The sequence below is a fragment of the Streptomyces sp. NPDC048370 genome, from assembly GCF_043200825.1.
Lineage (GTDB): Bacteria > Actinomycetota > Actinomycetes > Streptomycetales > Streptomycetaceae > Streptomyces.
In genome coordinates, this window is record NZ_JBICYI010000021.1 from 1 (window position 1) to 24032 (window position 24032).

Below are 24032 nucleotides of genomic sequence, written 5' to 3' on the forward strand. Positions count from 1 at the left end.
AACGACGCCGTCTCCGAGGTGAACCTGTCACCCGTCAGCTGCATACCGTCACCGGAGTCACCGGCGAACCGGATGATCACCCGATCGAGTCGGCGGACTTCCTTCTCGTCGCCGTGGTGGGGCGCCGCCGGGGCTGTGCGCTGCTCCCCGACCAGGGCCTCACCGGCCTCGCTACTGACCTGGCTGGTCACTGAACTGGACCTCCCTCGCGGCAAGGGTCTCTCCGCCAGAGGCGGGAGAAGGCTCGCGGGGCGGACGGAGATCCGCCCGGCCCCGTGGCCCACCCTACGACGGTGGGATGGCCCTCCCCGGGACTTCTCGCATCGTGGACCTCGTTTTGAGATGCCGTTGTGCCATGAATCGTCACGTTCTGTCGCCCCCCAGAGCATTCCGGAAAGTCGCGTTCCGCTCGTTCTTCGGTCGTAGGTCCGAATCCAGCCATCTGACAGGGTGTCAGGTAATCAGGAATTCAGGTAGGTCAGCACGGCGAGTACCCGACGGTGATCCCCCTCACTCGGTGACAGGCCCAGCTTCAGGAAGATGTTGCTGACGTGCTTCTCCACCGCGCCGTCGCTCACCACCAGCTGCTTCGCGATCGCCGAATTCGTCCGGCCCTCCGCCATCAGGCCCAGGACCTCGCGCTCTCGCGGGGTCAGCTTCGCCAGGACGTCCTGCTTGCGGCTCCGGCCCAGCAGCTGCTGCACGACCTCCGGGTCGAGGGCCGTACCGCCCCGCGCCACCCGGACCACGGCGTCCACGAACTCGCGGACCTCGGCCACCCGGTCCTTCAGGAGATAGCCCACGCCCCGGCTGGATCCGGCCAGGAGCTCGGTGGCGTACTGCTCCTCCACGTACTGCGAAAGGACCAGGACACCCACTCCCGGGTAATCCTTGCGCAACCGCACCGCCGCCCGTACGCCCTCGTCGGTGTGCGTCGGGGGCATCCGTACGTCCGCGACCACCACGTCCGGCAGCGCGTCCTCGCCCGCCAGCTCGGCCACGGTCTTCACCAGGGCCTCTCCGTCGCCCACACCGGCGACGACCTCGTGCCCCAGGTCGGTCAGCAGTCGGGTCAGGCCCTCGCGGAGCAGCACTGAATCCTCGGCGATGACCACACGTACCCTGTCCGCCACGTCTTCCACGACCCTGAAGCCCCCATGTTCCGCTGATCGATGCGGGTTCCAGCATCGCATTCCACCGCCCAGTTGTGGGCAATCGCCGAGGTCGGGGCGACTCCCCGCCACCGCCCCCGCCGTGAGGGGGCAGCCGTCAGGCCGGGCGGATGACCCCGCCCGGCCTGACGACCGCCTCGGGCACCCCGGGACCGCCCCGTACCGCCCCCGACCGGAAGGCTCACGCCCTCCAGGGCAGCTCCGCCGTGATCGTCGTCGGGCCGCCCGCCGGCGAGTCGACGGCCAGGATGCCGTCGACCGCGTCGAGCCGCTCCGTGAGCCCGGCGAGCCCCCGGCCCGCCGCCACGTCCGCGCCGCCCCGGCCGTCGTCCCGTACCTGCAGCAGCATCCGGTCGCCCACCCGCCACACGTCCACCCACGCGCGCCGGGCCCCCGCGTGCTTGGACACGTTCTGGAGCAGCTCGGACACGGTGAAGTACGCGATGCCCTCGATCGCGGGCACGGGCCGGGACGGGAGGTCCACGTCCACGGAGACCGGGACCGCGCAGCGCGAGGCGACCGCCGAGAGCGCCGCGTCCAGACCCCGGTCGGTGAGGACCGCCGGGTGGATGCCCCGGGCCAGGTCCCGCAGCTCCTGCAGGGCGGTCTTCACCTCGCCGTGCGCCTCGTCGACCATCCGCGCCGCCGCCTTCGGGTCCTCCGCGAGCTTCTCCTTCGCGAGCCCCAGATCCATGGCGAGCGAGACGAGCCGGGCCTGCGCTCCGTCGTGCAGATCGCGCTCGATCCGGCGCAGATCGGCGGCGGCGGTGTCCACGACCACGCCCCGGTCCGACTCCAGCCGGGCGACGCGCGTCGCGAGCCGCGACGGGCCGAGCAGCCCGGAGACCATCAGCCGGTCCACCGAGGCCAGGGCGCGGATGACCCAGGGCCCGGCGAGCACGAAGAGCAGGCCGACGACGCTGGTGACGGCGATCTCGAAGGGGGAGTCCAGGTAGAAGGCGTGCGTCCGGTCCCCGTACAGCTGGATGCCGTCCTGCCCCGCGTACATGGGGAAGACCCACTGCCACAGCGGGTACGTGAACAGGGCCCAGCCCCACGCCCACAGTGCCACCGAGACCGTGAAGGCGAAGATCGCCCACGGCATGTGCAGGAGCGCGTACAGCAGGTGCCGCCAGGACGCGCCGCTCTTGAGCGTCGCCCCCATCCACGACATCGGCCCGCCGGTACGGCCCCGGGCCGGCTCGGGCGGCGCCACGTCGAGCCCGAGCAGCCCGCGCGCCCTGGCCCGCTCCACGGCGCCGAAGCCGCGGCAGAGCGCGAGGACGCCGGCCAGGACCGGGATGCCGAGGAAGGTGACGAGGAGACCGGCGCCCGCCGCGACGAGGGCGACGGAGAGGGAGAAGTAGACGCAGCTGAGCGGCAGTCCGAGCACCAGATAGCCGAACTCGCGCCAGGTGCGGCCCTCGAACGGCGCGCGGATCGCGGCGGGGAGGCGGGAGGAGGCGGCCATCGCGGTGGTCCGTTTCTGCTCGGGGAAGAGGGAGGAGATGGAGGGAGACAAGAGAAGAGGAAGGGCTACGACACAAGGTTTCCGCGTGGGCGGGCCCGCGACCATGAGGGAGGTGGGCCTCTCGTTCCGGGGGTTTTCCCTACCAGGGGTGCGGCTGGGGCACCGGAGACCGCAGACCGCAGACCGGAGACCGAAGGCCGTAGACCGGAGCCCGGAGACGCGGACAACGCAGCGGCCCGGACCCCGACGGAGCACCGCCGCTGCCCGGGCCCGGGCCACCACTCCTGCCTCGCGCTACGCCACCGCGGGCCGGGACCGCCACGGCAGTTCCGCCGTGACCGTCGTCGGGCCGCCCTCCGGCGAGTCGAGGACGAAGAGCCCGTCGACCGCACCGAGGCGCTCCGCGAGCCCCGACATTCCCGTACCGCCGTCGAGCCGCGCGCCGCCGCGCCCGTCGTCCTGCACCTGGAGCAGCAGCCGGTCCTCGCGCCGCCACACGTCCACGGAGGCGGAACGGGCCCGCGCGTGCTTGGACACGTTCTGGAGCAGCTCGGACACGGTGAAGTAGGCGATGCCCTCGATCGCCTCGGCGGGCCGCTCGGCCAGGTCGACCGTCACCTTCACCGGGACGGTGCAGCGCGCCGCGATCGACGAGAGCGCGGCGTCCAGGCCCCGGTCGGTGAGGACGGCCGGGTGGATGCCACGGGCGAGGTCCCGCAGCTCCTGCAGTGCGAGCTTCACCTCCCCGTGGGCCTCGTCGACCATCGTGGCCGCCGCCTCCGGGTCCTCGAGCAGCTTCTCCTTCGCCAGACCGAGCCCCATCGCGAGGGCGACGAGCCGGGCCTGCGCGCCGTCGTGCAGATCGCGCTCGATCCGGCGCAGGTCGGCGGCGGCGGTGTCCACGACCACGCCCCGGTCCGACTCCAGCTCGGCGATCCGCCGCTCCAGCTCGTCCGAGGGCGACAGCAGACCGCGCACCATGGCCCGGTCGGCCGTCGACAGACCGCGCGCCACGAACGGCAGCAGCGGCCAGAGCACGATCAGCGAGACGAGGGTGACGGTGAACGTCACGATGCCCCAGGGCAGTCGGATGAAGCCGTACAGCATCGTCCGCCACCCCACCGGGTCCTTCAGCGCCGTCCACAGCCAGTTGAAGAAGCCGTGGCTGCGCGGGAGCGGGCTGGGCTCCTCCACCCGTACGCCGAGCAGCGCACGGGCCCTCGCCCGCTCGGACCTGCCGATCCCGCGCGCCCCGGCGAGGCCGAGCGCGAGCAGCGGCAGACCGATCACGGTGACGGCAAGGCCCACGCCGATCGCGACCGCCACCACCGTGTACACGAAACCGACCAGGGTGGTCAGGAGGTTGGTGAGGAGGAAGGAGATCTCCTTCCAGGTCTGCCGGCCGTAGGCGGGGCGGACGGGCGGCAGCGGGGTCTCGGTGTCGACGCTCATGAGCCAAGCGTGCCGGTCGGGGGGCGCGGCACGCCATGGGGCTCGTAGGTGAAGGGGAGTAGGGATATCCCCACCGCTCAGTCCGTGACACACCGCTTACGGGATCTTTAGCAGGGCCTAGACTCCCGTGCGTACAGATCGTCGAAACGGGCAGGAAGCGAGGGGTGGACGTGCCGGATCCGACCGTGCGGGCGGGAATCGGACTCGCGGCGGACTACTTCGAGTCGTACTCCGTCGTCGGACTTCTCGCCGTCGTCGGCGTGCTCTTCGTCGCCGTGGCGTTCGGCGCGGGCCGGCTGCTGCGGCCGGTCGTCCCGACGCCCGAGAAGCTCCTGACGTACGAGTGCGGTGTCGACCCCGTGGGGGAGGGCTGGGCGCACACCCAGGTCCGCTACTACGTGTACGCGTTCCTCTACGTGATCTTCGCCGTCGACTCGATCTTCCTCTTCCCGTGGGCGACCGTGTTCGCCGCGCCCGGGTACGGCGCGACGACGCTGGTCGAGATGTTCATCTTCCTCGGCTTCCTGGCCGTGGGCCTGCTCTACGCGTACAAGAAGGGCGTCCTGACATGGACGTGACCCCGACCTCGAACCCGGCTTCCGCCCCGACGCCGCTCCCGGACCCGCTTCCGGCTCCGAAGCTCGGCCCGCTGGCCCGCCTCGCGCCCGAGCCGATGAAGGTGGTCCTGAACTGGGGCCGCCGCTACAGCCTCTGGGTCTTCAACTTCGGCCTCGCCTGCTGTGCGATCGAGTTCATCGCCGCGTCGATGGCCCGCCACGACTTCATCCGGCTCGGCGTGATCCCCTTCGCGCCGGGGCCGCGCCAGGCCGACCTGATGATCGTCTCCGGCACGGTGACGGACAAGATGGCGCCGGCGGTGAAGCGGCTGTACGAGCAGATGCCCGAGCCCAAGTACGTCATCTCCTTCGGCGCCTGCTCGAACTGCGGCGGGCCGTACTGGGACTCGTACTCGGTGACGAAGGGCGTCGACCAGATCATCCCGGTCGACGTGTACGTGCCGGGCTGCCCGCCGCGCCCGGAGGCGCTGCTGCAGGGCATCCTCAAGCTCCAGGAGAAGATCGCCCGCGAGTCGCTGGCGGCGCGCTACTCGGGGCCGTCGGTCGGCCAGTTGACCAGCGGTCTCGTGGAGCCGCCGAAGCCGGGCGGTGAGAAGTGACCGGGAACGCGTACGACACCCTCCCCGAGGCCGTGACCGAGGTCTTCGGCGAGGAGGCGACGGCGGAGCGGGCGTACGACCTGCTGACGGTGGACGTCCCGATCGGCTCGTGGATCGCCGCGCTGGAGATCGCGCGCGACAAGCTGGGCTGCACGTACTTCGACTGGCTGAGCGCGGTGGACGAGCCGGGCGTCGGCTTCCGGGTGTGCGCGCACGTGGTGGCCCTCGAGGGCGGCGCGGTGCGTCGGCTGCTCGTGCGGACGACGGTGAGCCACGAGGCGCCGGTGCTGCCGACGGCGATCCCGGTCTACGCGGGCGCGGAGTGGCACGAGCGGGAGACGCACGAGATGTTCGGCGTCGCGTTCACGGACCACCCGAACCTCGTACCGCTGCTTCTGCCGGAGAACTTCGAGGGCCACCCGCTACGGAAGGACTTCGTGCTCGCGGCGCGCGTCGCGAAGGCGTGGCCGGGCGCGAAGGAGCCGGGTGAGTCGGACCACGGCGGCCCGAAGCGCCGCCAGATGCTGCCCCCGGGCGTCCCCGACCCCAACGACTGGGGCCCGATGAAGGGCCAACTCCCGCCGGCCCCTGCCCGCCCGGCCCGGACGCCTCGTGCGGCTGGGGCGGCGGGTGCGGGTGGTGCGGCTGGCGCTGCTCGTGGTGCGGGTGCGGGTGCGGGTGCCGGTGCGGGTGCCGGTTCCGCCGTGGAGCGTCCGGTCCGCCGTGCTCGTACGGCCGCCGGGGGCTCGGCGAGCCAGGCACCCGAGGTGCCGACCCCGGAGACGCCGGCCCCGGAGACGCCGGCTCCGGAAACGCCGGCTCCGGAGGCGACCGCGCCCGCGCGCCCGCCGCGCCGGAGCCGCTCGGCGGCGGACGGCTCCGCGAGCCAGGCCGCGCCCGGTGTCGAAGCCGAGAGCGCCCCGCCGCCGCGGACCCGGAGTTCGGACGCCCCCTGGCACCACGCCCGCCCGGCGTTCGACGACGGCGCCGCCCCGGCCCCCGAAGCGGATGCCGAGGCACCGAAGGCGGCACCCGCCCCCGAGCCCACCGACACCGGCAGCGGCACCGAGCCCACCGAGACCGGCGAGGCCGGCGAGACCGGCGAGCCCACCGAGACCGGCGAGACCGACACCGACCCGACCCACCCCGCCGGAGGCGATCCCGCGTGAACGACGTACTTGACGTCGCCCTCCGGCTGCTCGTCGTCTTCGCCGTGTTCCTCGTGCTGCCCCTCGTCGTCGGGCAGACCGAGCACAAGGTCATGGCCCACATGCAGGGCCGCCTCGGGCCCATGTACGCCGGTGGGTTCCACGGGTGGGCCCAGCTCGTCGCCGACGGGGTCAAGTTCGCGCAGAAGGAGGACGTGGTCCCGGCCAACGCCGACCGCCGCGTCTTCCAGCTCGCCCCCGCCGTCGCCCTCCTCCCGTACCTGCTCGTCCTCGTCGCCATCCCCATCGGCCCGAGCGAAGGCGCCGTCGGTCAGGTCCTCGACGCCGGCATCTTCTTCGTGCTCGCCGTCATGGGCGTCGGCGTCCTCGGCAGCCTCATGGCCGGCTGGGCATCGGCCAACAAGTTCTCCCTGCTCGGCGGCCTGCGCACCGCCGCCCAGCTGCTCGCCTACGAGCTCCCGATGCTGCTCACCGCCGCCTCCGTTGCGATGGCCGCAGGCACGGTCTCCCTCCCCGGCATCCTGAACGCCTTCGAGTGGTGGTGGCTGCCCTGGCAGATCGTCGGCGCCCTCGTCTTCTTCGTCGCCGGTCTCGCCGAGCTCCAGCGCCCGCCGTTCGACATGCCCGTCGCCGACTCCGAGATCATCTTCGGCGCGTACACCGAGTACACGGGACTGCGCTTCGCGCTCTTCCTGCTCGCCGAGTACGCCGGCATCGTCGTCCTCTGCGGCCTCACCACCGTCCTCTTCCTCGGCGGCTGGCACGGCCCCTTCGGCGCCGAGGGGCTCGGCTGGGTCTGGACCCTCCTGAAGACCGCGGTCCTCGCCTTCGTCGTCATCTGGCTCCGCGTCAGCTACCCGCGGCTCCGCGAGGACCAGCTCCAGAAGCTCGCCTGGACGACCCTCGTCCCGCTCGCACTCGCGCAGATCGCGCTCACCGGCATCGTGAAGGTGGCGATCAACTGATGTCCCGCCCGTCGCCCGACCACCACCCCTCGACGACGCCCTCCGGGCGGCCCCGGTCATTCCCCGGCTCCGGCCTCGCCAAGGGCCTCGCCGTCACGCTCCGCACGATGACGAAGCGCTCGCACACCGCGCAATACCCCGACAAGCAGCCCGAACTCCCGCCCCGCACCCGCGGTGTCATCGGGCTCTTCGAGGAGAACTGCACCGTCTGCATGCTCTGCGCCCGCGAGTGCCCCGACTGGTGCATCTACATCGACTCCCACAAGGAGACCGTCCCGGCCGCCACACCGGGCGGGCGCGAGCGCAGCCGTAACGTCCTCGACCGCTTCGCCATCGACTTCTCCCTCTGCATGTACTGCGGTATCTGCATCGAGGTCTGCCCCTTCGACGCGCTGTTCTGGTCGCCCGAGTTCGAGTACGCCGAGACCGACATCCACGAACTCACCCACGAGCGCGACAAGCTCCGCGAGTGGATGTGGACCGTTCCGGAACCGCCCGCGCTCGACCCGCGCGCCGAGGAGCCGAAGGAGATCGCCGCGGCCCGCAAGGCGGCGGAGAAGGCCGCCGCCGCCGCGGTGGCGGAAGCGCAGGAGGGCCAGGAGTGAACCTCGCCGCCACCCACCTCGCCGCAGCCACCACCCCCGGCTTCCTCTCGCCCTCCGGCGTCGAGATCGCCTTCCTCCTCGTCGGCCTCGTCACCCTCGGGGCGGCCCTCGTCACCGTCACCACCCGCCAGCTCGTGCACGCCGCGCTCTGGCTGGTCGTGGCGCTCGGCGGGCTCGCCGTCGAGTACCTGCTCCTGACCGCCGAGTTCATCGCCTGGGTCCAGGTGCTGATCTACGTCGGTTCCGTCGTCGTCCTCCTCCTCTTCGGGCTCATGCTCACCAAGGCGCCCATCGGGCGCTCCCCGGACGCCGACTCGGGCAACCGGCCCGTCGCCCTCGCGGTCGCGCTCGCCGCGGCCGTCGCTCTCGTCTGGGTGGTCGTCGACGCCTTCCGTACGACCTGGATCGACCTGGACGGACCGGCCCAGGGCTCCACCGAGGTGACCGGCGAGATGCTCTTCCGGCACTGGGTGCTGCCCTTCGAGGCGCTCTCCGTCCTGCTGCTCGCCGCCCTCGTCGGCGCGATCGTCCTGTCCCGCAAGAACGCCAAGGAGGCCAGGGACTGATGCATCTCGCCTATCCCGCCGTCCTCGCCGCCCTGCTCTTCTGCGTCGGCCTCTACGGTGTTCTCGCCCGCCGCAACGCGATCCTGGTCCTGATGTCCGTCGAGCTGATGCTCAACGCCGTCAACCTCAACCTCGTCGCGTTCGACGTCTGGCTCCGCGACGCCCTGCACGCCGGCCAGGCGCTCACCCTCTTCACCATCGCCATCGCGGCGGCCGAGATCGGCATCGGTCTCGCGATCGTCCTGATGGTCTACCGCAACCGCGGCACCTCGGACGTCGACCGCCTCCGCGACACCGCGGAGGGGCCGGCCTCCGGCACGGACGCCGACACCGACGCCGAGCCCCGGACCGCCGGGACCGACGAGAAGGCCGAGGCCACCGCGTGACCACCACGACCCTCGCCGTCCTCGTCCCCCTCCTCCCCTTCCTCGGCTCGGCCGCAGGCCTGCTCCTCGGCCGGACCGCCCCCGGCTTCGTCCGCCCCCTCGCGGTCCTGCCGACGCTCGCCGCCGCCGTCCTGGCCGCGCTCGTCGCCGTCCGGCAGGGCGGCGGGGAGACCATCGAGGCCGCCACCCAGCTGACCCCCACCGGCTCGGTCTCCATCGACCTGGCTCTCTACATCGACGGCTTCGCCGCCCTCGTCGCCGTCCTCGTCGGCGTGGTCGCCACCTGCGTGCAGGTCTACTCGACCGGCTATCTCCGCGACGACCCGCGCTACCCCTCGTACGCCGCGCTCGTCTCCCTCTTCACCTCCGCGATGCTGCTCGTCGTCTACTCCGGCGACCTGATGGTGCTCCTGGTCGGCTGGGAGATCATGGGCATCTGCTCGTACTTCCTCGTCGGCCACTACTGGGAGACCCCCGAGGCGCGGGCCGCCTCCCTCAAGGCCTTCCTGGTCACCAAGCTCGGCGACGTCCCCTTCCTGATCGGCCTGTTCGCGCTCGCCACCGACGCGGGCACGTTCCGGATCGACGGGATCCTCGACGCCGTCGAGCGCGGCGCCCTGGACCACCCCACGCTCATCGCGCTGCTGCTCCTCGCGGGTGTCGCGGGCAAGTCCGCGCAGTTCCCGCTGCACACCTGGCTCCCCGACGCGATGGCCGGCCCCACCCCCGTCTCCGCGCTCATCCACGCGGCGACGATGGTCGCCGCCGGTATCTACTTCGTCGCCCGGCTGCTGCCCGTCTTCGCCCTGTCGGCCGCGGCGATGACCGTGCTCGCCGTGATGGCCGCCGTGACGATGGTCGGCTCGGCGCTCGCCGCGCTCGCCCAGGACGACATCAAGCGCGTCCTCGCCTACTCGACCATCGGCCAGCTCGGCTACATGGCCGGCGCCCTGGCCGTCGGCGACCGGGGCGCCGCCGTCTTCCACCTCCTCGCGCACGGCGCCTTCAAGGCCCTCCTCTTCCTCGCCGCCGGCGCCGTCATCCACGCCGCCGGTACGAACTCGCTCTCGGCCATGTCCCGGATGAGCGGCCTGACGAAGCGGATCCCCGACGCGTACTGGACGATGACCGTCGCCCTCCTCGCGCTGGCCGCCCTGCCCCCGTTCACCGGCTTCTTCTCCAAGGAAGCCGTCCTCGTGGCCGCCGAGCACACCGCCCTCGGGGACCGGACCGTCGCCCCCGCGGGGGCCGGCTGGACCGTCCTCGTCGCGGGCCTGCTCACCGCCCTGCTCACCGCCGCGTACGCGATGCGGCTCTGGCTCCTGGCCTTCCGCGGCCGCGGCGCCGAGGTCCCCGACCACGGTCGCCAGCCGCTCGCCATGACCGCCGTGCTGTGGGTGCTCGCCGTCCCCTCCCTCGGTTTCGGTCTGACCGTCACGTACCTGGACGACTGGTTCGACAGCCACGCCCTCACGCCGACCGTCACCACCGCCGTCCTCGGCACCGGCATCGCCCTCGTCGGCGCCGTCGTCACGTACGCGGTCTGGCGCACCCTCGCCACGAAGGCCGGCAAGGCCCCCGCCCCCGCCCGCGAGGCGGTCGCCGCGCACGTCGCCCACCCCGACGCCGAGGCCGGCCAGGTCGAGGCCGAGGCGCTGCACCTGCCGCACCCCGCCGAGGACCCGACCGACCCCGGTCGCGCCCTGCTCGGCCCCCTGCACCGCCCCGCGGCCGCCGGCTTCCACCTGGACGCCCTCTACGCCGCCGTGTTCGTCCGGCCCGTCCTGGCCGCGGCCTCCCTGGTCCGATTCCTGGACCGCGAGGTCGTCGACACCTACGTGCGCGGCGCGGGCACCGGCACCCAGTGGCTCGGCTGGCTCGTCCGGCGCGCCCAGACCGGCAACGTGCAGACCTACCTGAGCGCCCTGCTCGCCGGCTCCGTCGTCCTGGCGATCGCCGCCGTACTCGTCGCCGCCGGAGCGTGAGACGTGATCGATATCAGCGAATCCGTGATGCAGTTCCTTCTGGCGTTGATCGTCGCCGGCCCGCTCCTCGGTGCCGTCGCCGCTCTCCTCCCCGCCCCGCCCGGGCTGAAGGGGAAGTCGCCCGACCAGGCCGTGCTCCGCCACGGCGTGGTCGTCACCGGCGTGATCCTCGCCGCCGCGATCGTCCTCACCCTCGGCTTCGACCACGACCAGCCGTCGAGGATCCAGGCGAGCACGGACATCCAGTGGATCCCCGCACTCGACGTGCGGCTCCACCTCGGTGTCGACGGCATTTCCCTCCCCCTCCTGGTCATGACCGCGCTGCTGACCTTCCTCTGCGCGCTGTACAGCTACTTCAAGATGCCCAGCGGCCCTTCCCCCAAGGGCTTCGTGGCGCTCCTCCTCGTCCTCGAGTCCGGCACCCTCGCGACCTTCGCCGTCCTCGACCTCGTCCTGTTCTTCCTGGCCTTCGAGATGGTCCTCATCCCGATGTACTTCCTGATCGCCCGCTGGGGCGGGGCGGCCAGGCAGGCCGCCGCCTGGAAGTTCATCCTCTTCACGCTGCTCGGCTCGGTCGTCATGCTGCTCGGCCTGCTCCTCGTGGGACTGAAGGCAGGCACGTTCGACATGGTGGCACTGGCCACTGACAACGGCCGTGGACTCTCCACATCCGTGCAGGTCATGGCCGTTCTCGCGATCGGGATCGGGCTCGCGGTGAAGACCCCGATGTGGCCGCTGCACAGCTGGCTCCCGGACGCCCACACCGCCGCGCCCACGGTCGGCTCGGTCCTCCTCGCCGGCGTCCTGCTGAAGATGGGTACGTACGGATTCGTCCGGATCCTCCTGCCGATCACCCCCGACGGCATGCGGACCTTCGCCCCCTACCTCGCCGCCTTCGCCGCCGTCGGCATCATCTACGGGTCCCTCGCCTGCCTCGCCCTCACGCGCCCCGGTGTCAACGGCGACCTCAAGCGGCTGATCGCGTACTCCTCCGTCGGCCACATGGGCTTCGTGCTCCTCGGCATCGCGACCATGACCCCCACCGGCGTCAACGGCGCGCTCTTCGCCAACATCGCCCACGGCCTCATCACCGGCCTGCTGTTCTTCCTCGTCGGCGCGCTCAAGGACCGGTACGGCACCGCGGACCTCGACACCCTCGCCGGTGCCACCGGCGCCGCCCTCTACGGCCGCGCCCCGCGCCTCGGCGGACTGCTCGCCTTCGCCGCCGTCGCCTCCCTCGGGCTGCCAGGACTCGCGGGCTTCTGGGGCGAGATGCTCGCCCTGTTCGGCGCCTTCGAACCGGCCGAGGGCCTCAGCCGCCCCGCCTTCCTCACCTTCATGGTGATGGGCGGCATCGGCACCCTCCTCACCGCCGCGTACCTCCTCCTCGTCGTCCGCCGCGTCTGCATGGGCGGCCCCCGGCCGAGCGAGGAGAGCGCGATCGCCGACGTCCAGGGGTACGAGTTCGCCGCCTGGACCCCGCTCGTCGCCCTCACCGTCCTCGCCGGACTCTGGCCCGCGGTTCTCCTCGGCCTCACCGACCCGGCCGTGCAGCAGCTCCTCGCGGGAGGAAACTCGTGACCCCCACGACCCTCGTCCAGTCCGTCGACTGGCTCGCGATCGCGCCGCCCACCCTCACCGCCGTGGTCGCCCTGGCCGTGCTCGTCGCGGACCTGTTCGTCCCCGAGCGCCACAAGCAGCTCCTCGGCTGGACCGCGATCGCCGGGCTCGTCGCCTCGATCGCCCTGCTTGTCCCGCTGCGTGCCGGGGACCGCTCGACCTTCTGCCTCACCACCGAACCGGCCGCCACCGCCGCCTGCAGCTACACCGTCGACCGCTTCACCCTCGTCATCCAGTTCCTCGTCCTCGGCGGCGCGCTGCTCACGGCCCTGCTGTCGCTCGCGGACACGCGCGACAGGCTGCCTGCGGGGGAGTACTGGTTCCTGCTGCTCTCCTCGGCCGCCGGCGCGGCCCTGCTGCCCGCCTCCCGCGACCTCGCGACCCTCGTCGTCGCCCTCGAAGTGGCCTCGCTGCCCGCGTTCGCCCTCGTCGGCATGCGGCGCGGCGACCGGCGGTCCAGCGAGGCGGCGCTGAAGTTCTTCCTCTCCTCGGTCACCGCGACCGCCGTGACCCTGCTCGGCGTGAGCTTCGTGTACGCGGCGACCGGCACCCTCCACCTCACCGAGATCGCCCAGCGGCTCGACGACGTTCCCGCGGGCCTGGAGACCCTCGCCCAGGCCGGCGTGGCCCTCACGCTCGTCGGCTTCGCCTTCAAGACGGCCGCCGTTCCCTTCCACTTCTGGGTCCCCGACACCTACGTCGGCGCCCCGCTGCCCGTCGCCGGCTACCTCTCGGTGGTCGGCAAGGCCGTCGGCTTCACCGGCCTCATCCTGGTGACGGTCGTCGCCTTCCCCTCGTACGCCGACATCTGGGGCCCCGCGCTCGCGGTGCTCGCCGCGCTCACGATGACCGTCGGCAACGTGGCCGCGCTGCGCCAGGTCTCCACGCGCGCGTGGAGCGCGGTCCGGCTGCTCGCCTGGTCCTCCGTGGCCCAGGCCGGCTACCTCCTGGTCCCGATCGCCGCCGCCGCGTACTCCAGCGACGACCAGGTCGGCGCCACCCTCGCGTACGCCCTGATGTACGCCGTCGTGAACCTCGGCGCCTTCGCCGTCGCCGTCCTGGTCTCCCGTACGCACCCTGAGAACCGGATCGCCGACTACCGCGGCCTCTACGCGGCCAGTCCCCTCCTGGCGCTCACCATGGGCTTCTTCCTGCTCAATCTGGCGGGTCTGCCCCCCGGTATCATCGGCCTCTTCGCCAAGGTCACCGTCTTCTCGGCGGCGGTCGACGCCGGCCTCGGCTGGCTGGCCGTGATCATGGGCGTGAACGTCGTGATCGGCCTCTACTACTACCTGCGGTGGACAGCGCTGCTGTTCCGCGAGCCGGTGGGGGAGCGGGCCCACGCGCGCGTGCCCGCCGCGGTCACCCTGGCGATCGGCCTCGCGGCCTTCGCCGGTGTCGTGCTGTCGGGCTACCCGCAGTTCGCCCTGCGCTTCGCGGCGGAGAGCCTGTTCTGACCCGCCGTACCCCCACACGTACCCCCACAGAGAATTGCGTCAAGGAGCTTCACCCGTGCTGACCGGTTTCAAGGACTTCATACTTCGCGGGAACGTCATCTCGATGGCCATCGGTCTGGCCGTCGGATCCGCGTTCACGGCCGTCGTCACCGGCTTCAGCAAGGCCTTCATCACCCCGCTGATCGGTCTCGCCACCGGCTCGGTCGGCGACTTCAGCGAGGCGAAGTTCAAGGTCGGGCAGACGATCTTCCCGTACGGCCTGGCCATCTCCGCCGCCATAGCCTTCGCGATCACCGCCGCGGTGCTCTACTTCTTCATCGTCGTCCCCATGACGAAGGTCCAGGAGAGGTTCGCCAAGGAGGAGGCCGACGGGAAGTCCGAGAAGCGCGACTGCCCCCACTGCTTCTCCGAGATCCCGGCCGTCGCCACCCGCTGCGCCCACTGCACCAGCGAGGTCGAGCCCGTCGCCACCGCGCTGGAGAACCTCCCGGCTCCGCGCTGACACACTCCCGGCTCCGCGCTGACACACCGCGCGGACCGTACGGATCCGCAGGCTTCACCCGTACGGCCCACGCCGGCCCCCGTGGGGGCAGGGGAACCGGAGCCTTCCGCCTGGCGTTGACCAGTACGGGAGGGTCCACTGGACGAGGTGGACCACCACCGAGCAAAGGGTTCCCCTGCCGCACCACTTGGAGGGCGTACCGTGCACCGCCGGCACAACGGGCTGAGGACCGCCGTACTCCTCGGAGGGCTCTCGGCCCTCATCATCGTCATCGGCAGCTTCTTCGGACGTACGGGTTTGATCGTCGCGCTCTTCGTGGCGCTCGGCACCAACGCGTACGCCTACTGGAACAGCGACAAGCTGGCCCTGCGGGCCATGCGCGCGCGCCCGGTGAGCGAGTTCGAGGCCCCCGCGCTCTACAAGATGGTGCGCGAGCTCTCCACCCAGGCCCGGCAGCCGATGCCCCGGCTCTACATCTCGCCCACCCAGGCGCCGAACGCCTTCGCGACCGGTCGGAACCCGCGCAACGCGGCGGTGTGCTGCACCGAGGGGATCCTCGCGATCCTGGACGAGCGCGAGCTGCGCGGGGTCATCGGCCACGAGCTCAGCCACGTCTACAACCGGGACATCCTGATCTCCTCGGTCGCCGGAGCGCTCGCCTCCGTGATCATGTTCCTGGTCAACTTCGCCTGGCTGATCCCGGTCGGCCGCTCCAGCGACGACGACGGCCCCGGTCTGCTCGGTATGCTCCTGATCATGATCCTCGGCCCGGTCGCCGCCTCGGTGATCCAGCTGGCGATCAGCCGGTCCAGGGAGTACGAGGCGGACGCCTCGGGCGCCCAGCTCACCGGCGATCCACTGGCCCTGGCCAGCGCACTTCGCAAGCTCGACGCGGGTACGAAGCAGCTTCCGCTGCCGCCGGAGCCGAAGATCGAGACCGCGAGCCACATGATGATTGCGAACCCCTTCGGAGCGGGCAAAGGCGTTTCGAAGATGTTCTCGACGCACCCGCCGATGGCGGAGCGCATCGCCCGACTCGAACAGATGGCAGGTCACCGCCCGTGAAAACAATCCTGAACGTCATATGGCTCGTCCTGTGCGGCTTCTGGATGTTCCTCGGCTACATGCTGGCGGGCATCCTGCTGTGCATCACGATCATCGGCATCCCCTTCGGCCTCGCCGCCTTCCGCATCGGCGTCTACGCCCTCTGGCCCTTCGGCTACACGGTCGTGGACCGCCGGGACGCGGGCGCGCCGTCCTGCGTGGGCAACGTCCTCTGGCTGATCCTCGCGGGCTGGTGGCTCGCGCTCGGCCACATCACGACGGGCATCGTCCTCTGCATCACGATCATCGGCATCCCGCTGGGCATCGCCAACTTCAAGCTGATCCCGGTCTCGCTGCTGCCCCTGGGCAAGGAGATCGTCCGCACGAACGAGGCCGCCTACCCGTACACGGCCCACTGACCCGCGCTTCACGCGGTCGCTAAGGCCGCGGGTGGTGCTCGCGCCGCCCACGGCCTCGGCTGACCGCGTAGGCGACCGTGCCGGCCGCCAGGACGCCGAGGCCCGCCAGGACGGCGCCGGGGGGCAGGGCGAAGGCCAGGGCCGCGCAGCCGGCCAGGCCCAGGGCGGCCAGGGGGCGGTGCGAGCGGCCCAGGGTCCACGCGGAGGCGTTGGCGATGGCGTAGTAGACGAGGACGCCGAAGGACGAGAAGCCGATCGCGCCCCGCACGTCCGCCGTGGCAGCCACCACGGCCACCACCGCGCCCACCGCGAGCTCCGCCCGGTGCGGCACCTGGAAGCGGGGGTGGACGGCGGCGAGCGCCGTCGGCAGATGGCCGTCCCGGGCCATCGCCAGTGTCGTACGGGACACCCCGAGGATCAGCGAGAGCAGCGAGCCGAGCGCGGCGACCGCCGCGCCGACCACGACGACGGGGACCAGCCACCCCGCGCCCGCCGCCCGGGCCGCGTCGACCAGCGGGGCGGGGGAGGCCGCGAGGGCCTGCGGCCCGAGGACGGCCAGGACGGCCACGGCCACCGCCGCGTAGACGGCCAGCGCGATGCCGAGGGCGAGCGGCACGGCCCGGGGGATGGTCCGGGCCGGATCGCGTACCTCCTCGCCGAGCGTGGCGATCCGCGCGTACCCGGCGAACGCGAAGAAGAGCAGCCCCGCCGCCTGGAGCACGCCGCCCGCCGTCACCTCGGCGTCGGGCGCGAGCCGCCCGAAGTCGGCCTCTCCCGTGCTCAGGGTCGTGACGATCAGGGCCGCGAGGACGGCGAGCACCAGCGCGACGACCACGCGTGTCAGGAGCGTGGACTTCCGTACACCGCCGTAGTTCACCGCCGTCAGCGCCACCACGGCCGCGACCGCCACCGCGTGCGCCTGCTCCGGCCACACGTACGCCCCGACGGTGAGGGCCATCGCCGCGCAGGAGGCCGTCTTGCCGACGACGAACGCCCAGCCCGCGAGGTACCCGAAGAACGGCCCGAGGCGTTCGCGACCGTACACATACGTGCCGCCCGAGGCCGGGTAGCGCGCGGCGAGCCGGGCCGAGGCCATCGCGTTGCAGTACGCGACGAGCCCGGCCAGCCCGAGCGCCGGCAGCAGCCCCGCACCGGCCGCCCCGGCCGCGGGGCCGAGGGCGACGAAGATCCCGGCGCCCACCATCGAGCCGAGCCCGATGACGACGGCGTCGAAGACGCCGAGGGAGCGGCGCAATTCGTGTGTCATGCACGGCACACTACGGGTGGGCCCAGGGGCCCGTCGCAACCGCTCCCGCCGCTCCCGCGTCCTTCCGGACATGAACGTCATCAGCTGGATCGTCCTGGGCCTGCTCGCGGGCGTCGTCGCCAAGGTCCTGCTCCCCGGCCGCGACCCGGGCGGCCTCATCGGCACGACCCTCATCGGCATAGCCGGCGCCTTCACCGGTGGCTGGATCTCGTCCACCTTCCTGGACCGCCCGATCGCCACCGGCTTCTACGACACGGCCACCTGGATCTCGGCGATCGGCGGCGCTTTGGTGCTGCTGATCGCGTACCGGATCCTCTTCGGCCACTCGCGCTCGCGCTAGAGACCTCGCGCCAGAGACTCAGAGCCCGGTCTCGCGGAGGGTGATGTTGAGCCGTCCGACGAGCCCCAGCTCCGGATCGCCGCTCCCGGCAAGGACTTTGGGAACGCCGTGGTACGCGAACCGCGACGCCCCGCCGAAGACGAAGAGATCCCCGGACGCCAACTCGACATCCGTGTACGGCTTTCCCCGGTTCTCGGTGTTCCCGAACCGGAAGACGCAACGGTCGCCGAGACTCAACGACACCACCGGCGCCCCGGACCGCTCCTCCTTGTCCTGGTGCAGCCCCATCTTGGCGCCGGCGCCCGCGTCGTAGAAGTTCACGAGGGCGGTGTCGGGCGCGAAGTCCAGGTCCTCCCCATAGGCTTCGCGGACCCCGGCACGCCCCAAGTCGCAGAGCCACCGGGGTATTTCGAGGTCCACGGCATCGAGATACCGATAGGGAACCCAGCGCCGCCCCAGGCAGAGCGACCGCACCGACATGACTCCGCCGCCCGGCAGCACGGTGTGCCGGTACGTCACGGGCCCGCGCCCCCACTCCCGGCACGCGGCCACCAACTCCCGCTGCCGGTCGGGGGAGAGCCACCCGGGCACGTGCACGGCGCCGGGGGCGACGACGGCCCGTTCGCGCGGGAAGAGCCCGTCCGGCGTCCCGTCCAGTGCCTCCATCGCCCCGTCCATCACATCGCCCGCTCCAGGCCGAGCAGCCGCTCCTTGCGCTCCAGGCCCGCCGCGTACCCGCGCAGACTCCCGTCCGCGCCGACCACCCGGTGGCACGGCCGCACCACGAGCAGCGGATTGCGCCCGATGGCGGTGCCGACGGCGCGGACGGCGGCCCCCGAGGAGCCGACCTTCCGGGCGATGTCGCCGTACGAGACGGTGCTGCCGTACGGGATCTCCTCCAGGGCCCGCCAGACGCGCCGCTGGAACTCCGTACCGCCGTCCGCGAACGGGATGTCGAAGTCCTCGCGGCGCCCGGCGAAGTACTCCTCCAGCTGGCCGGCGACCTCCTCGAAGGCCTCGGGCGCGTGCCGCCAGCCGTCCTCGACGGCGGCACCGCCCTTCTGCCCGGGCAGCGACAGCGAGACGAGCTCGACCGGGCCCGCCTCGCCGGCGGCGGTCCGCCCGACGAGCAGCATCCGGCCCAGGGGCCCGTCGACGTACGCGTACACCGTCATGGCGGTTCCTCTCCTCGCGCTCACTTCTCGTCCAGTGTGCGAGGCCCGCCGGCTCCGGGCTGGCGGTTTTCGGACACGCAGCTGGGGTGGACTACCGGTAGTTCACGAACTGGATCGCGAAGTCGAAGTCCTTGCCCTTGAGCAGCGCCTGCACGGCCTGCAGGTCGTCCCGGCTCTTCGAGCTGACCCGCAGCTCGTCGCCCTGGACCTGCGCCTTGACGCCCTTGGGGCCCTCGTCGCGGATGGCCTTCGCGACCTTCTTGGCGTTCTCCTGGGAGATGCCCTCGGTGACCGACGCGAAGAGCTTGTACTCCTTGCCGGACAGCTGCGGCTCGCCCTCGACGTCCAGCGACTTCAGCGAGATCCCGCGCTTGATCAGCTTGGTCTGGAAGATGTCGAGGATCGCCATGACGCGCTCCTCGCCGTTCGCCTGCATGAGGATCTTCTCGCCCGACCACGAGATCGAGGCGTTGGTTCCCTTGAAGTCGTAGCGCTGGGAGATCTCCTTCACGGCCTGGTTGAGGGCGTTGTCGACCTCCTGCCGCTCGACCTTGGACACGATGTCGAAACTGGAGTCGGCCATGACGTGTGGCTCCTTGCGTCGAATGCGTTGCGGTTGCGTTGGCGTACGGGGCAAGCCTAGTCATCCGATCACCCCCGAACCGCTGATCAATCCGGTGGCGAAGCACCCCCGGTCATCGGGTATCGTTTACGTCGTTGCCACGGAGCACCGCCGAAAAGCGGCTCCGAGCAGCGACATCCCATGGCGGTGTGCCCGAGTGGCCAATGGGAACGGACTGTAAATCCGTCGGCTCTGCCTACCCAGGTTCGAATCCTGGCGCCGCCACGCGATAGAGAAGGTCCCCGGTGTTCGCACCGGGGACCTTTTTCGTTGTTCGTCGGCAGGTCAGTTGCCCGCGACGTCCTTCACCGCGACCGAGACCGGGGTCGAGCCGCTGATCAGTTCCAGGGTCAGGCCCGCCGTCGCCGGGGTGTCCAGGAGTTCCGCGAGGGTCGCCGCCACGTCGTCGCGGGAGATCGGGCCGCGGCCCGTCGAGGCCCCCAGGCGGACCAGGCCCGTGCCCGCGTCGTTCGTCAGCATGCCCGGGCGCAGGATCGTCCAGTCCAGGGCCTCACGCGCGCGTACGTCGTCGTCCGCCGCGCCCTTGGCGCGCAGGTAGGCGTCGAAGACCTCGTCGCCCGGGTGGCTGGAGTCCGCGCCCATCGAGGAGACCACGATGTAGCGGCGCACGCCCGCTCGTTCCGCCGCCTCGGCGAAGAGGACCGCCGCACCGCGATCCACCGAGTCCTTGCGGCCCACGCCGCTGCCCGGGCCCGCGCCCGCCGCGAAGACCGCCGCGTCCGCGCCCTGCAGGACCGCGGCGACCATCTCCACCGTGGCCGACTCCAGGTCCAGGACGATCGGTTCCGCGCCGGCCGCCCGCAGGTCGTCGGCCTGGGCCGGGTTTCTGATGAGCCCCGCGGGCTCGTGCCCCGCCGCCGAGAGCAGCCGCTCCAGACGCAGGGCGATCTGACCGTGTCCTCCAGCGATGACAATGCGCATACTCACGACCGTACGACGGGACCGGCCGGAGGGCTTCCCGGCTCCGGACGTTCGGGCCGCGCCTGGCGCGGCAGATCCAGCGCCGCCGCCGAGTCGCAGTACTCCCGTACGGCGCTGGTGCGCGCCACCACCCGGCCCCGGTGCACCACGATCCGGCTGTACGCAAGCGACAGCACGCCCGAGAGGCGTTCTCCGCGCACCGCGAGCAGCTCGGCCGGGAACCCGGCCTCCACCCGTACCTCCGCAAGCCCCATCGCCGTGCGCGCCGCCGCGCTCACCGCCCCGTACGCGTCCTCGGCCGGCAGCCCGCCGAGCGAGGCGAGCAGGTACGCGGCCTCCAACGGATCCCCGCGCCCCACCGGGTTGGAGACGTCCCGCAGCGCCCCGCTGCCCGCCGCGAGCCGCACTCCCGCCGACCGCAGCAGCCGGACCGGCGCCGCGCCGCGCCGGCCGGCCGCCTCGCAGCCGCCCTGCGGCAGGCAGACCACCGTCACACCGGCCGCCGCCAGCTGGTCCGCGGCCCGCCGCGCCGCGTCCGAGGGCAGCCGGGAGAGCCCCGCGCACGGGCCGATCGTCACCCCGGGCCGCAGCCCGCCCGCCATGGCCGCGAACCGCGCGAGCCGCGCCGGGTCGTCCGCGTCGGTGTGCAGGTCGACCGGGCAGCCCTGCTCGGCCGCCACCTCGAGGACCGCCTCCACGTACCCCGCCGGGTCCGGATCGAGGTCCGGGCAGCCGCCCACCACGCTCGCGCCCATCTTCACGGCGTCCCGCAGCATCGCGAGCCCGTCCGCGCCCGCCGTGCCGGTCAGCAGCCGCGGCACCGCGACCGTGGTCAGGTCCACCAGGCCGCGCAGCGAGCGCCGGGCCTGGAGGACGGCCTCCAGCGGGCCGAGCCCGTGCACGTCGCCGATCCGCACATGGGCGCGCTGCGCGGTCGCGCCGTGGCCGAGCTGGAGCAGCGCGGCCTCGGTGGCCCGCCGCTGCACCTCGTCGGTGGCGTACGAGACGGGGCCCGGGGAGTCGGCGCTGAGCGCGGTGTCGGCGTGGGCGTGCGGCTCGGCGGGGGCGGGGAGCAGCAGATAGCCGGCGAGGTCGACGCGGGCGCCGACGGCGGTGAGGCTGCCCGCAGTGCCGACGGCCTCGATCCGCCCGCCGACGAGGCGGACGTCGACCGTCCGCCCGTCGGTGAGCCGGGCGTTGGAGAGCAGGAGCGAGGTGGAGTCGGCGGTGGCAGCGGACCGGTCGTCAGGTGGCTGGGGCTGCTTGCTGTCGGCTGACATCGGCCTCCTCAAGGCTCCTCGAGCTCACGGTCAGGTTCAGCTCAAGATCAAGATCACGCAGCGTGGGGCCGAGCCTAGGGGCGGTCCGCCCGCCCTTCGAGGAGGTGGGCAATAGTCGTACTGATGAGTCCACGTGTGGCGTACGAGACGGGCGTGGCGGACACGCGCGCGTGGCCGCCCGCAGGGGCTCCGAAACGGATTTGGGCGATCGGCGGAGGACCGTGTAATGTCTTCATCGCTCGCCCCAATAGCTCAGTCGGTAGAGCGTCTCCATGGTAAGGAGAAGGTCTACGGTTCGATTCCGTATTGGGGCTCTGGTGAGAAGGACCCCGCCCTCGGGCGGGAACCAGATCATCAAAGCGGTGTAGCTCAGTCGGTAGAGCAAGCGGCTCATAATCGCTGTGTCACCGGTTCAAGTCCGGTCACCGCTACACACGGTAGCCGATTGTGGGGTCGGTCCTTCGATCGGCTACTCTTTTATGCGTTCATCCGTCCATCGTCCGTCCAAGGAGCACTCACGTGGCTGCCACCGACGTCCGCCCGAAGATCACGCTGGCCTGCGTGGAGTGCAAGGAGCGGAACTACATCACCAAGAAGAACCGGCGTAACAACCCGGATCGCATGGAGATGAAGAAGCACTGCCCTCGCTGCAACTCGCACACTGCGCACCGCGAGACGCGCTAATCAGGCTCGTTCACGAGGCCGTCCCCGCCAGGGGGCGGCCTCGTGTCGTTTGTCGGCAACAAATCCAGGAGGTATCGAGTCCATGGCGCTCGACCAGTCCTTCGTGGGCCGGACCTATCCGCCCACCGCGCCCTACGAGGTCGGCCGCGAAAAGATCCGCGAGTTCGCCGATGCGATCGGTGACGCGAATCCGGCCTACGTCGACACGGAAGCGGCGAAGGCCCTCGGCCACCCCGATGTGATCGCCCCGCCGACCTTTGTGTTCGCGATCACGTTCAAGGCGGCCGGTCAGGTCATCGAGGACCCGCAGCTCGGCCTGGACTACAGCCGCGTCGTGCACGGCGACCAGAAGTTCGTCTACACCCGACCGGTGCGGGCGGGCGACCGGCTCTCGGTCACCTCGACCATCGAGGCGATCAAGTCGATGGCGGGCAACGACATCCTGGACATCCGCGGTGAGGTCCACGACGAGTCCGGCGAGCACGTCGTGACCGCCTGGACCAAGCTCGTGTCCCGCGCGCCCGAGGAGGCCTGAGCCATGACCGCGAAGATCGCTTACGACGAGGTCGAGGTCGGCACCGAACTGCCGGCGTGCTCCTTCCCGGTGACGCGCGCCACGCTGGTGCAGTACGCCGGTGCCTCCGGGGACTTCAACCCGATCCACTGGAACGAGAAGTTCGCCCGCGAGGTCGGCCTGCCGGACGTCATCGCGCACGGCATGTTCACCATGGCCGAGGCCGTCCGCGTCGTCACCGACTGGGCCGGCGACCCGGCCGCCGTCGTCGAGTACGGCGTCCGCTTCACCAAGCCCGTGGTCGTCCCGAACGACGACAAGGGCGCGCTCATCGAGGTCAGCGCCAAGGTCGCGGCGAAGCTGGACGACGGTCTGGTCCGGGTTGACCTGACCGCGATGTCGGCGGGCCAGAAGGTCCTGGGCATGTCCCGGGCCGTGGTCAGGCTCGCGTAGCCCCCGTAGCGCCTCGTAGCTCGTACTTCGTACCGACGGAGAAGGGGCGGTCGCCAGTGTGCGGCCGCCCCTTCTCCGCGCTTGCCTGGTTAGTGATTGAGTACTAACTTTGAAATATGGCCAGGATGAGTGCGGAGGAGCGACGCGAGAGCGTGATCCGTGCCGCGATGAGCGAGTTCAGTCGCGGCGGGTACTACGGCACGTCCACCGACGCCATCGCCAAGCGCGTCGGCGTCTCGCAGCCGTACCTCTTCCGGCTCTTCCCCGGAAAGAAGGCGATCTTCCTCGCCGCCTCCGAACGCTGCATCGCCGACACCGTCAAGGTCTTCGTGGATGCCGCCGAAGGGCTGTCGGGCGAGGAGGCCATGCGCGCCATGGCCAACGCGTACACCAGGATCATCGCGGAGGACCCGGATCGGCTCCTGATGCAGATGCAGGTGTACGCGACGGTCGCCGCCGCCGAGGCGGCCGGTGACCACGAGTTCGGCGAGGCCGTGCGAGCGGGCTGGATGGAACTCTGGGAGACCGTCCATCTCGCGCTCGGCGCCGACGCGAACGAGACCACGACCTTCCTGGCGTACGGGATGCTCATCAACACCCTCGTCGCCATGGGCTTCCCGCCCGAGCACCGGGTCTGGGAGGGGTTCTACCCCTCCGCCCGGAGCCTCGGCCGACTGGAGAAGTAGCGCCACGCGTCGCCAGGCATCGCCACACATCGTCCGCCCGCCGCGGTTTCTCATGATCGCGGAAGTTAGTAATCAATAA

The 24032-nt window shown here is 71.5% G+C and carries 28 protein-coding genes and 3 tRNA genes; 21 read left to right on the top strand and 10 right to left on the bottom strand.

Going from position 1 to position 24032, the window contains the following annotated elements:
* The 4 genes from ACGFYP_RS32105 to ACGFYP_RS32120 all read right to left on the bottom strand — a co-directional run.
* The coding region (locus tag ACGFYP_RS32105) for a hypothetical protein (protein ID WP_393501162.1) at window positions 1–191 on the bottom strand (191 nt) is incomplete at its 3' end.
* A gap of 270 nt (window positions 192–461) precedes the next feature.
* Entirely contained in the window at window positions 462–1133 is a 672-nt protein-coding gene (locus ACGFYP_RS32110; RefSeq protein ID WP_361970274.1) for a response regulator transcription factor, read from the bottom strand.
* Between the two features lie 220 nt (window positions 1134–1353).
* On the bottom strand, window positions 1354–2643 hold the full coding sequence (locus tag ACGFYP_RS32115) for a sensor histidine kinase (protein WP_393501442.1): 1290 nt from the start codon (window positions 2641–2643) through the stop codon (window positions 1354–1356).
* A 294-nt stretch (window positions 2644–2937) separates the two neighbouring features.
* Window positions 2938–4095, bottom strand: coding sequence for a sensor histidine kinase (locus ACGFYP_RS32120; protein WP_393501165.1), 1158 nt, complete (start codon window positions 4093–4095; stop codon window positions 2938–2940).
* A gap of 170 nt (window positions 4096–4265) precedes the next feature.
* On the opposite strand from ACGFYP_RS32120, the gene ACGFYP_RS32125 reads away from it, so the two are divergent.
* From ACGFYP_RS32125 to ACGFYP_RS32185, 13 genes are all read left to right on the top strand, one after another.
* On the top strand, window positions 4266–4673 hold the full coding sequence (locus ACGFYP_RS32125) for an NADH-quinone oxidoreductase subunit A (protein WP_361967877.1): 408 nt from the start codon (window positions 4266–4268) through the stop codon (window positions 4671–4673).
* Window positions 4664–5272, top strand: a complete 609-nt coding sequence (locus ACGFYP_RS32130) for an NADH-quinone oxidoreductase subunit B (protein ID WP_393501169.1) — start codon at window positions 4664–4666, stop codon at window positions 5270–5272. The genes ACGFYP_RS32125 and ACGFYP_RS32130 overlap by 10 nt, the downstream gene beginning before the upstream one ends.
* The gene (locus ACGFYP_RS32135) at window positions 5269–6441 is read left to right on the top strand and encodes an NADH-quinone oxidoreductase subunit C (RefSeq protein WP_393501172.1); all 1173 of its coding nucleotides are present in this window, start codon (window positions 5269–5271) and stop codon (window positions 6439–6441) included. Before ACGFYP_RS32130 ends, ACGFYP_RS32135 begins: the two co-directional genes overlap by 4 nt.
* On the top strand, window positions 6438–7406 hold the full coding sequence (locus tag ACGFYP_RS32140) for an NADH-quinone oxidoreductase subunit H (protein ID WP_393501176.1): 969 nt from the start codon (window positions 6438–6440) through the stop codon (window positions 7404–7406). Before ACGFYP_RS32135 ends, ACGFYP_RS32140 begins: the two co-directional genes overlap by 4 nt.
* A 107-nt stretch (window positions 7407–7513) precedes the next feature.
* On the top strand, window positions 7514–8011 hold the full coding sequence (locus ACGFYP_RS32145; protein ID WP_393501445.1) for a 4Fe-4S binding protein: 498 nt from the start codon (window positions 7514–7516) through the stop codon (window positions 8009–8011).
* Entirely contained in the window at window positions 8008–8577 is a 570-nt protein-coding gene (locus ACGFYP_RS32150; protein ID WP_393501179.1) for an NADH-quinone oxidoreductase subunit J, read from the top strand. The genes ACGFYP_RS32145 and ACGFYP_RS32150 overlap by 4 nt, the downstream gene beginning before the upstream one ends.
* The gene (gene nuoK, locus ACGFYP_RS32155) at window positions 8577–8963 is read left to right on the top strand and encodes an NADH-quinone oxidoreductase subunit NuoK (protein WP_361967867.1); all 387 of its coding nucleotides are present in this window, start codon (window positions 8577–8579) and stop codon (window positions 8961–8963) included. Before ACGFYP_RS32150 ends, nuoK begins: the two co-directional genes overlap by 1 nt.
* Entirely contained in the window at window positions 8960–10948 is a 1989-nt protein-coding gene (locus tag ACGFYP_RS32160) for an NADH-quinone oxidoreductase subunit L (RefSeq protein WP_393501184.1), read from the top strand. The genes nuoK and ACGFYP_RS32160 overlap by 4 nt, the downstream gene beginning before the upstream one ends.
* 27 nt (window positions 10949–10975) lie before the next feature.
* A complete protein-coding gene (locus ACGFYP_RS32165) occupies window positions 10976–12529 on the top strand; it encodes a NuoM family protein (RefSeq protein ID WP_393501448.1) in 1554 nt (517 codons plus the stop codon).
* Entirely contained in the window at window positions 12526–14025 is a 1500-nt protein-coding gene (locus tag ACGFYP_RS32170) for an NADH-quinone oxidoreductase subunit N (RefSeq protein WP_393501187.1), read from the top strand. The genes ACGFYP_RS32165 and ACGFYP_RS32170 overlap by 4 nt, the downstream gene beginning before the upstream one ends.
* A 55-nt stretch (window positions 14026–14080) precedes the next feature.
* Complete coding sequence (locus ACGFYP_RS32175) at window positions 14081–14527, top strand: MscL family protein (RefSeq protein WP_361967861.1); 447 nt, start codon at window positions 14081–14083, stop codon at window positions 14525–14527.
* Between the two features lie 201 nt (window positions 14528–14728).
* Window positions 14729–15592, top strand: coding sequence for a zinc metalloprotease HtpX (gene htpX / locus ACGFYP_RS32180; RefSeq protein ID WP_393501190.1), 864 nt, complete (start codon window positions 14729–14731; stop codon window positions 15590–15592).
* Complete coding sequence (locus tag ACGFYP_RS32185) at window positions 15589–15990, top strand: YccF domain-containing protein (protein WP_361967857.1); 402 nt, start codon at window positions 15589–15591, stop codon at window positions 15988–15990. Before htpX ends, ACGFYP_RS32185 begins: the two co-directional genes overlap by 4 nt.
* A gap of 19 nt (window positions 15991–16009) precedes the next feature.
* Here the strand turns inward: ACGFYP_RS32185 and ACGFYP_RS32190 are convergent, their stop codons facing one another.
* Window positions 16010–17257, bottom strand: coding sequence for an APC family permease (locus ACGFYP_RS32190; protein WP_393501193.1), 1248 nt, complete (start codon window positions 17255–17257; stop codon window positions 16010–16012).
* Between the two features lie 70 nt (window positions 17258–17327).
* Between ACGFYP_RS32190 and ACGFYP_RS32195 the strand changes: the two genes are divergently transcribed.
* Window positions 17328–17597: a GlsB/YeaQ/YmgE family stress response membrane protein gene (locus ACGFYP_RS32195; protein WP_361967855.1), complete on the top strand. Its 270-nt coding sequence runs from the start codon at window positions 17328–17330 to the stop codon at window positions 17595–17597.
* An 18-nt stretch (window positions 17598–17615) separates the two neighbouring features.
* Here ACGFYP_RS32195 and ACGFYP_RS32200 read toward each other — a convergent pair whose 3' ends face one another.
* From ACGFYP_RS32200 to ACGFYP_RS32210, 3 genes are all read right to left on the bottom strand, one after another.
* Window positions 17616–18263: an alpha-ketoglutarate-dependent dioxygenase AlkB family protein gene (locus tag ACGFYP_RS32200; protein WP_393501196.1), complete on the bottom strand. Its 648-nt coding sequence runs from the start codon at window positions 18261–18263 to the stop codon at window positions 17616–17618.
* Between the two features lie 11 nt (window positions 18264–18274).
* Window positions 18275–18772, bottom strand: a complete 498-nt coding sequence (locus ACGFYP_RS32205) for a methylated-DNA--[protein]-cysteine S-methyltransferase (protein WP_393501199.1) — start codon at window positions 18770–18772, stop codon at window positions 18275–18277.
* A 91-nt stretch (window positions 18773–18863) separates the two neighbouring features.
* A complete protein-coding gene (locus tag ACGFYP_RS32210) occupies window positions 18864–19355 on the bottom strand; it encodes a YajQ family cyclic di-GMP-binding protein (protein WP_015035522.1) in 492 nt (163 codons plus the stop codon).
* 182 nt (window positions 19356–19537) lie between these two features.
* Here ACGFYP_RS32210 and ACGFYP_RS32215 point away from each other — a divergent pair.
* Window positions 19538–19619 (top strand) — tRNA-Tyr (locus tag ACGFYP_RS32215).
* Between the two features lie 60 nt (window positions 19620–19679).
* Here the strand turns inward: ACGFYP_RS32215 and ACGFYP_RS32220 are convergent.
* Window positions 19680–20336, bottom strand: coding sequence for an SDR family oxidoreductase (locus tag ACGFYP_RS32220; RefSeq protein WP_393501203.1), 657 nt, complete (start codon window positions 20334–20336; stop codon window positions 19680–19682).
* 2 nt (window positions 20337–20338) lie between these two features.
* A complete protein-coding gene (locus ACGFYP_RS32225) occupies window positions 20339–21616 on the bottom strand; it encodes an amidohydrolase family protein (RefSeq protein ID WP_361967847.1) in 1278 nt (425 codons plus the stop codon).
* 241 nt (window positions 21617–21857) lie between these two features.
* Here ACGFYP_RS32225 and ACGFYP_RS32230 point away from each other — a divergent pair.
* The 6 genes from ACGFYP_RS32230 to ACGFYP_RS32255 all read left to right on the top strand — a co-directional run bounded on the left by ACGFYP_RS32230 (window position 21858) and on the right by ACGFYP_RS32255 (window position 23953).
* A tRNA-Thr gene (locus ACGFYP_RS32230) sits at window positions 21858–21930 on the top strand.
* Between the two features lie 44 nt (window positions 21931–21974).
* Window positions 21975–22047, top strand: a tRNA-Met gene (locus ACGFYP_RS32235).
* 88 nt (window positions 22048–22135) lie between these two features.
* On the top strand, window positions 22136–22300 hold the full coding sequence (gene rpmG, locus ACGFYP_RS32240) for a 50S ribosomal protein L33 (RefSeq protein WP_007265873.1): 165 nt from the start codon (window positions 22136–22138) through the stop codon (window positions 22298–22300).
* 82 nt (window positions 22301–22382) lie between these two features.
* Window positions 22383–22835 (top strand): MaoC family dehydratase N-terminal domain-containing protein, encoded by a 453-nt coding sequence (locus ACGFYP_RS32245; protein ID WP_393501207.1) that lies wholly within the window; start codon window positions 22383–22385, stop codon window positions 22833–22835.
* Window positions 22836–22838: 3 nt separating this feature from the next.
* Window positions 22839–23267 (top strand): MaoC family dehydratase, encoded by a 429-nt coding sequence (locus tag ACGFYP_RS32250; protein WP_393501210.1) that lies wholly within the window; start codon window positions 22839–22841, stop codon window positions 23265–23267.
* Window positions 23268–23383: 116 nt separating this feature from the next.
* On the top strand, window positions 23384–23953 hold the full coding sequence (locus tag ACGFYP_RS32255) for a TetR/AcrR family transcriptional regulator (RefSeq protein WP_393501213.1): 570 nt from the start codon (window positions 23384–23386) through the stop codon (window positions 23951–23953).
* Window positions 23954–24032: the final 79 nt, after the last annotated feature.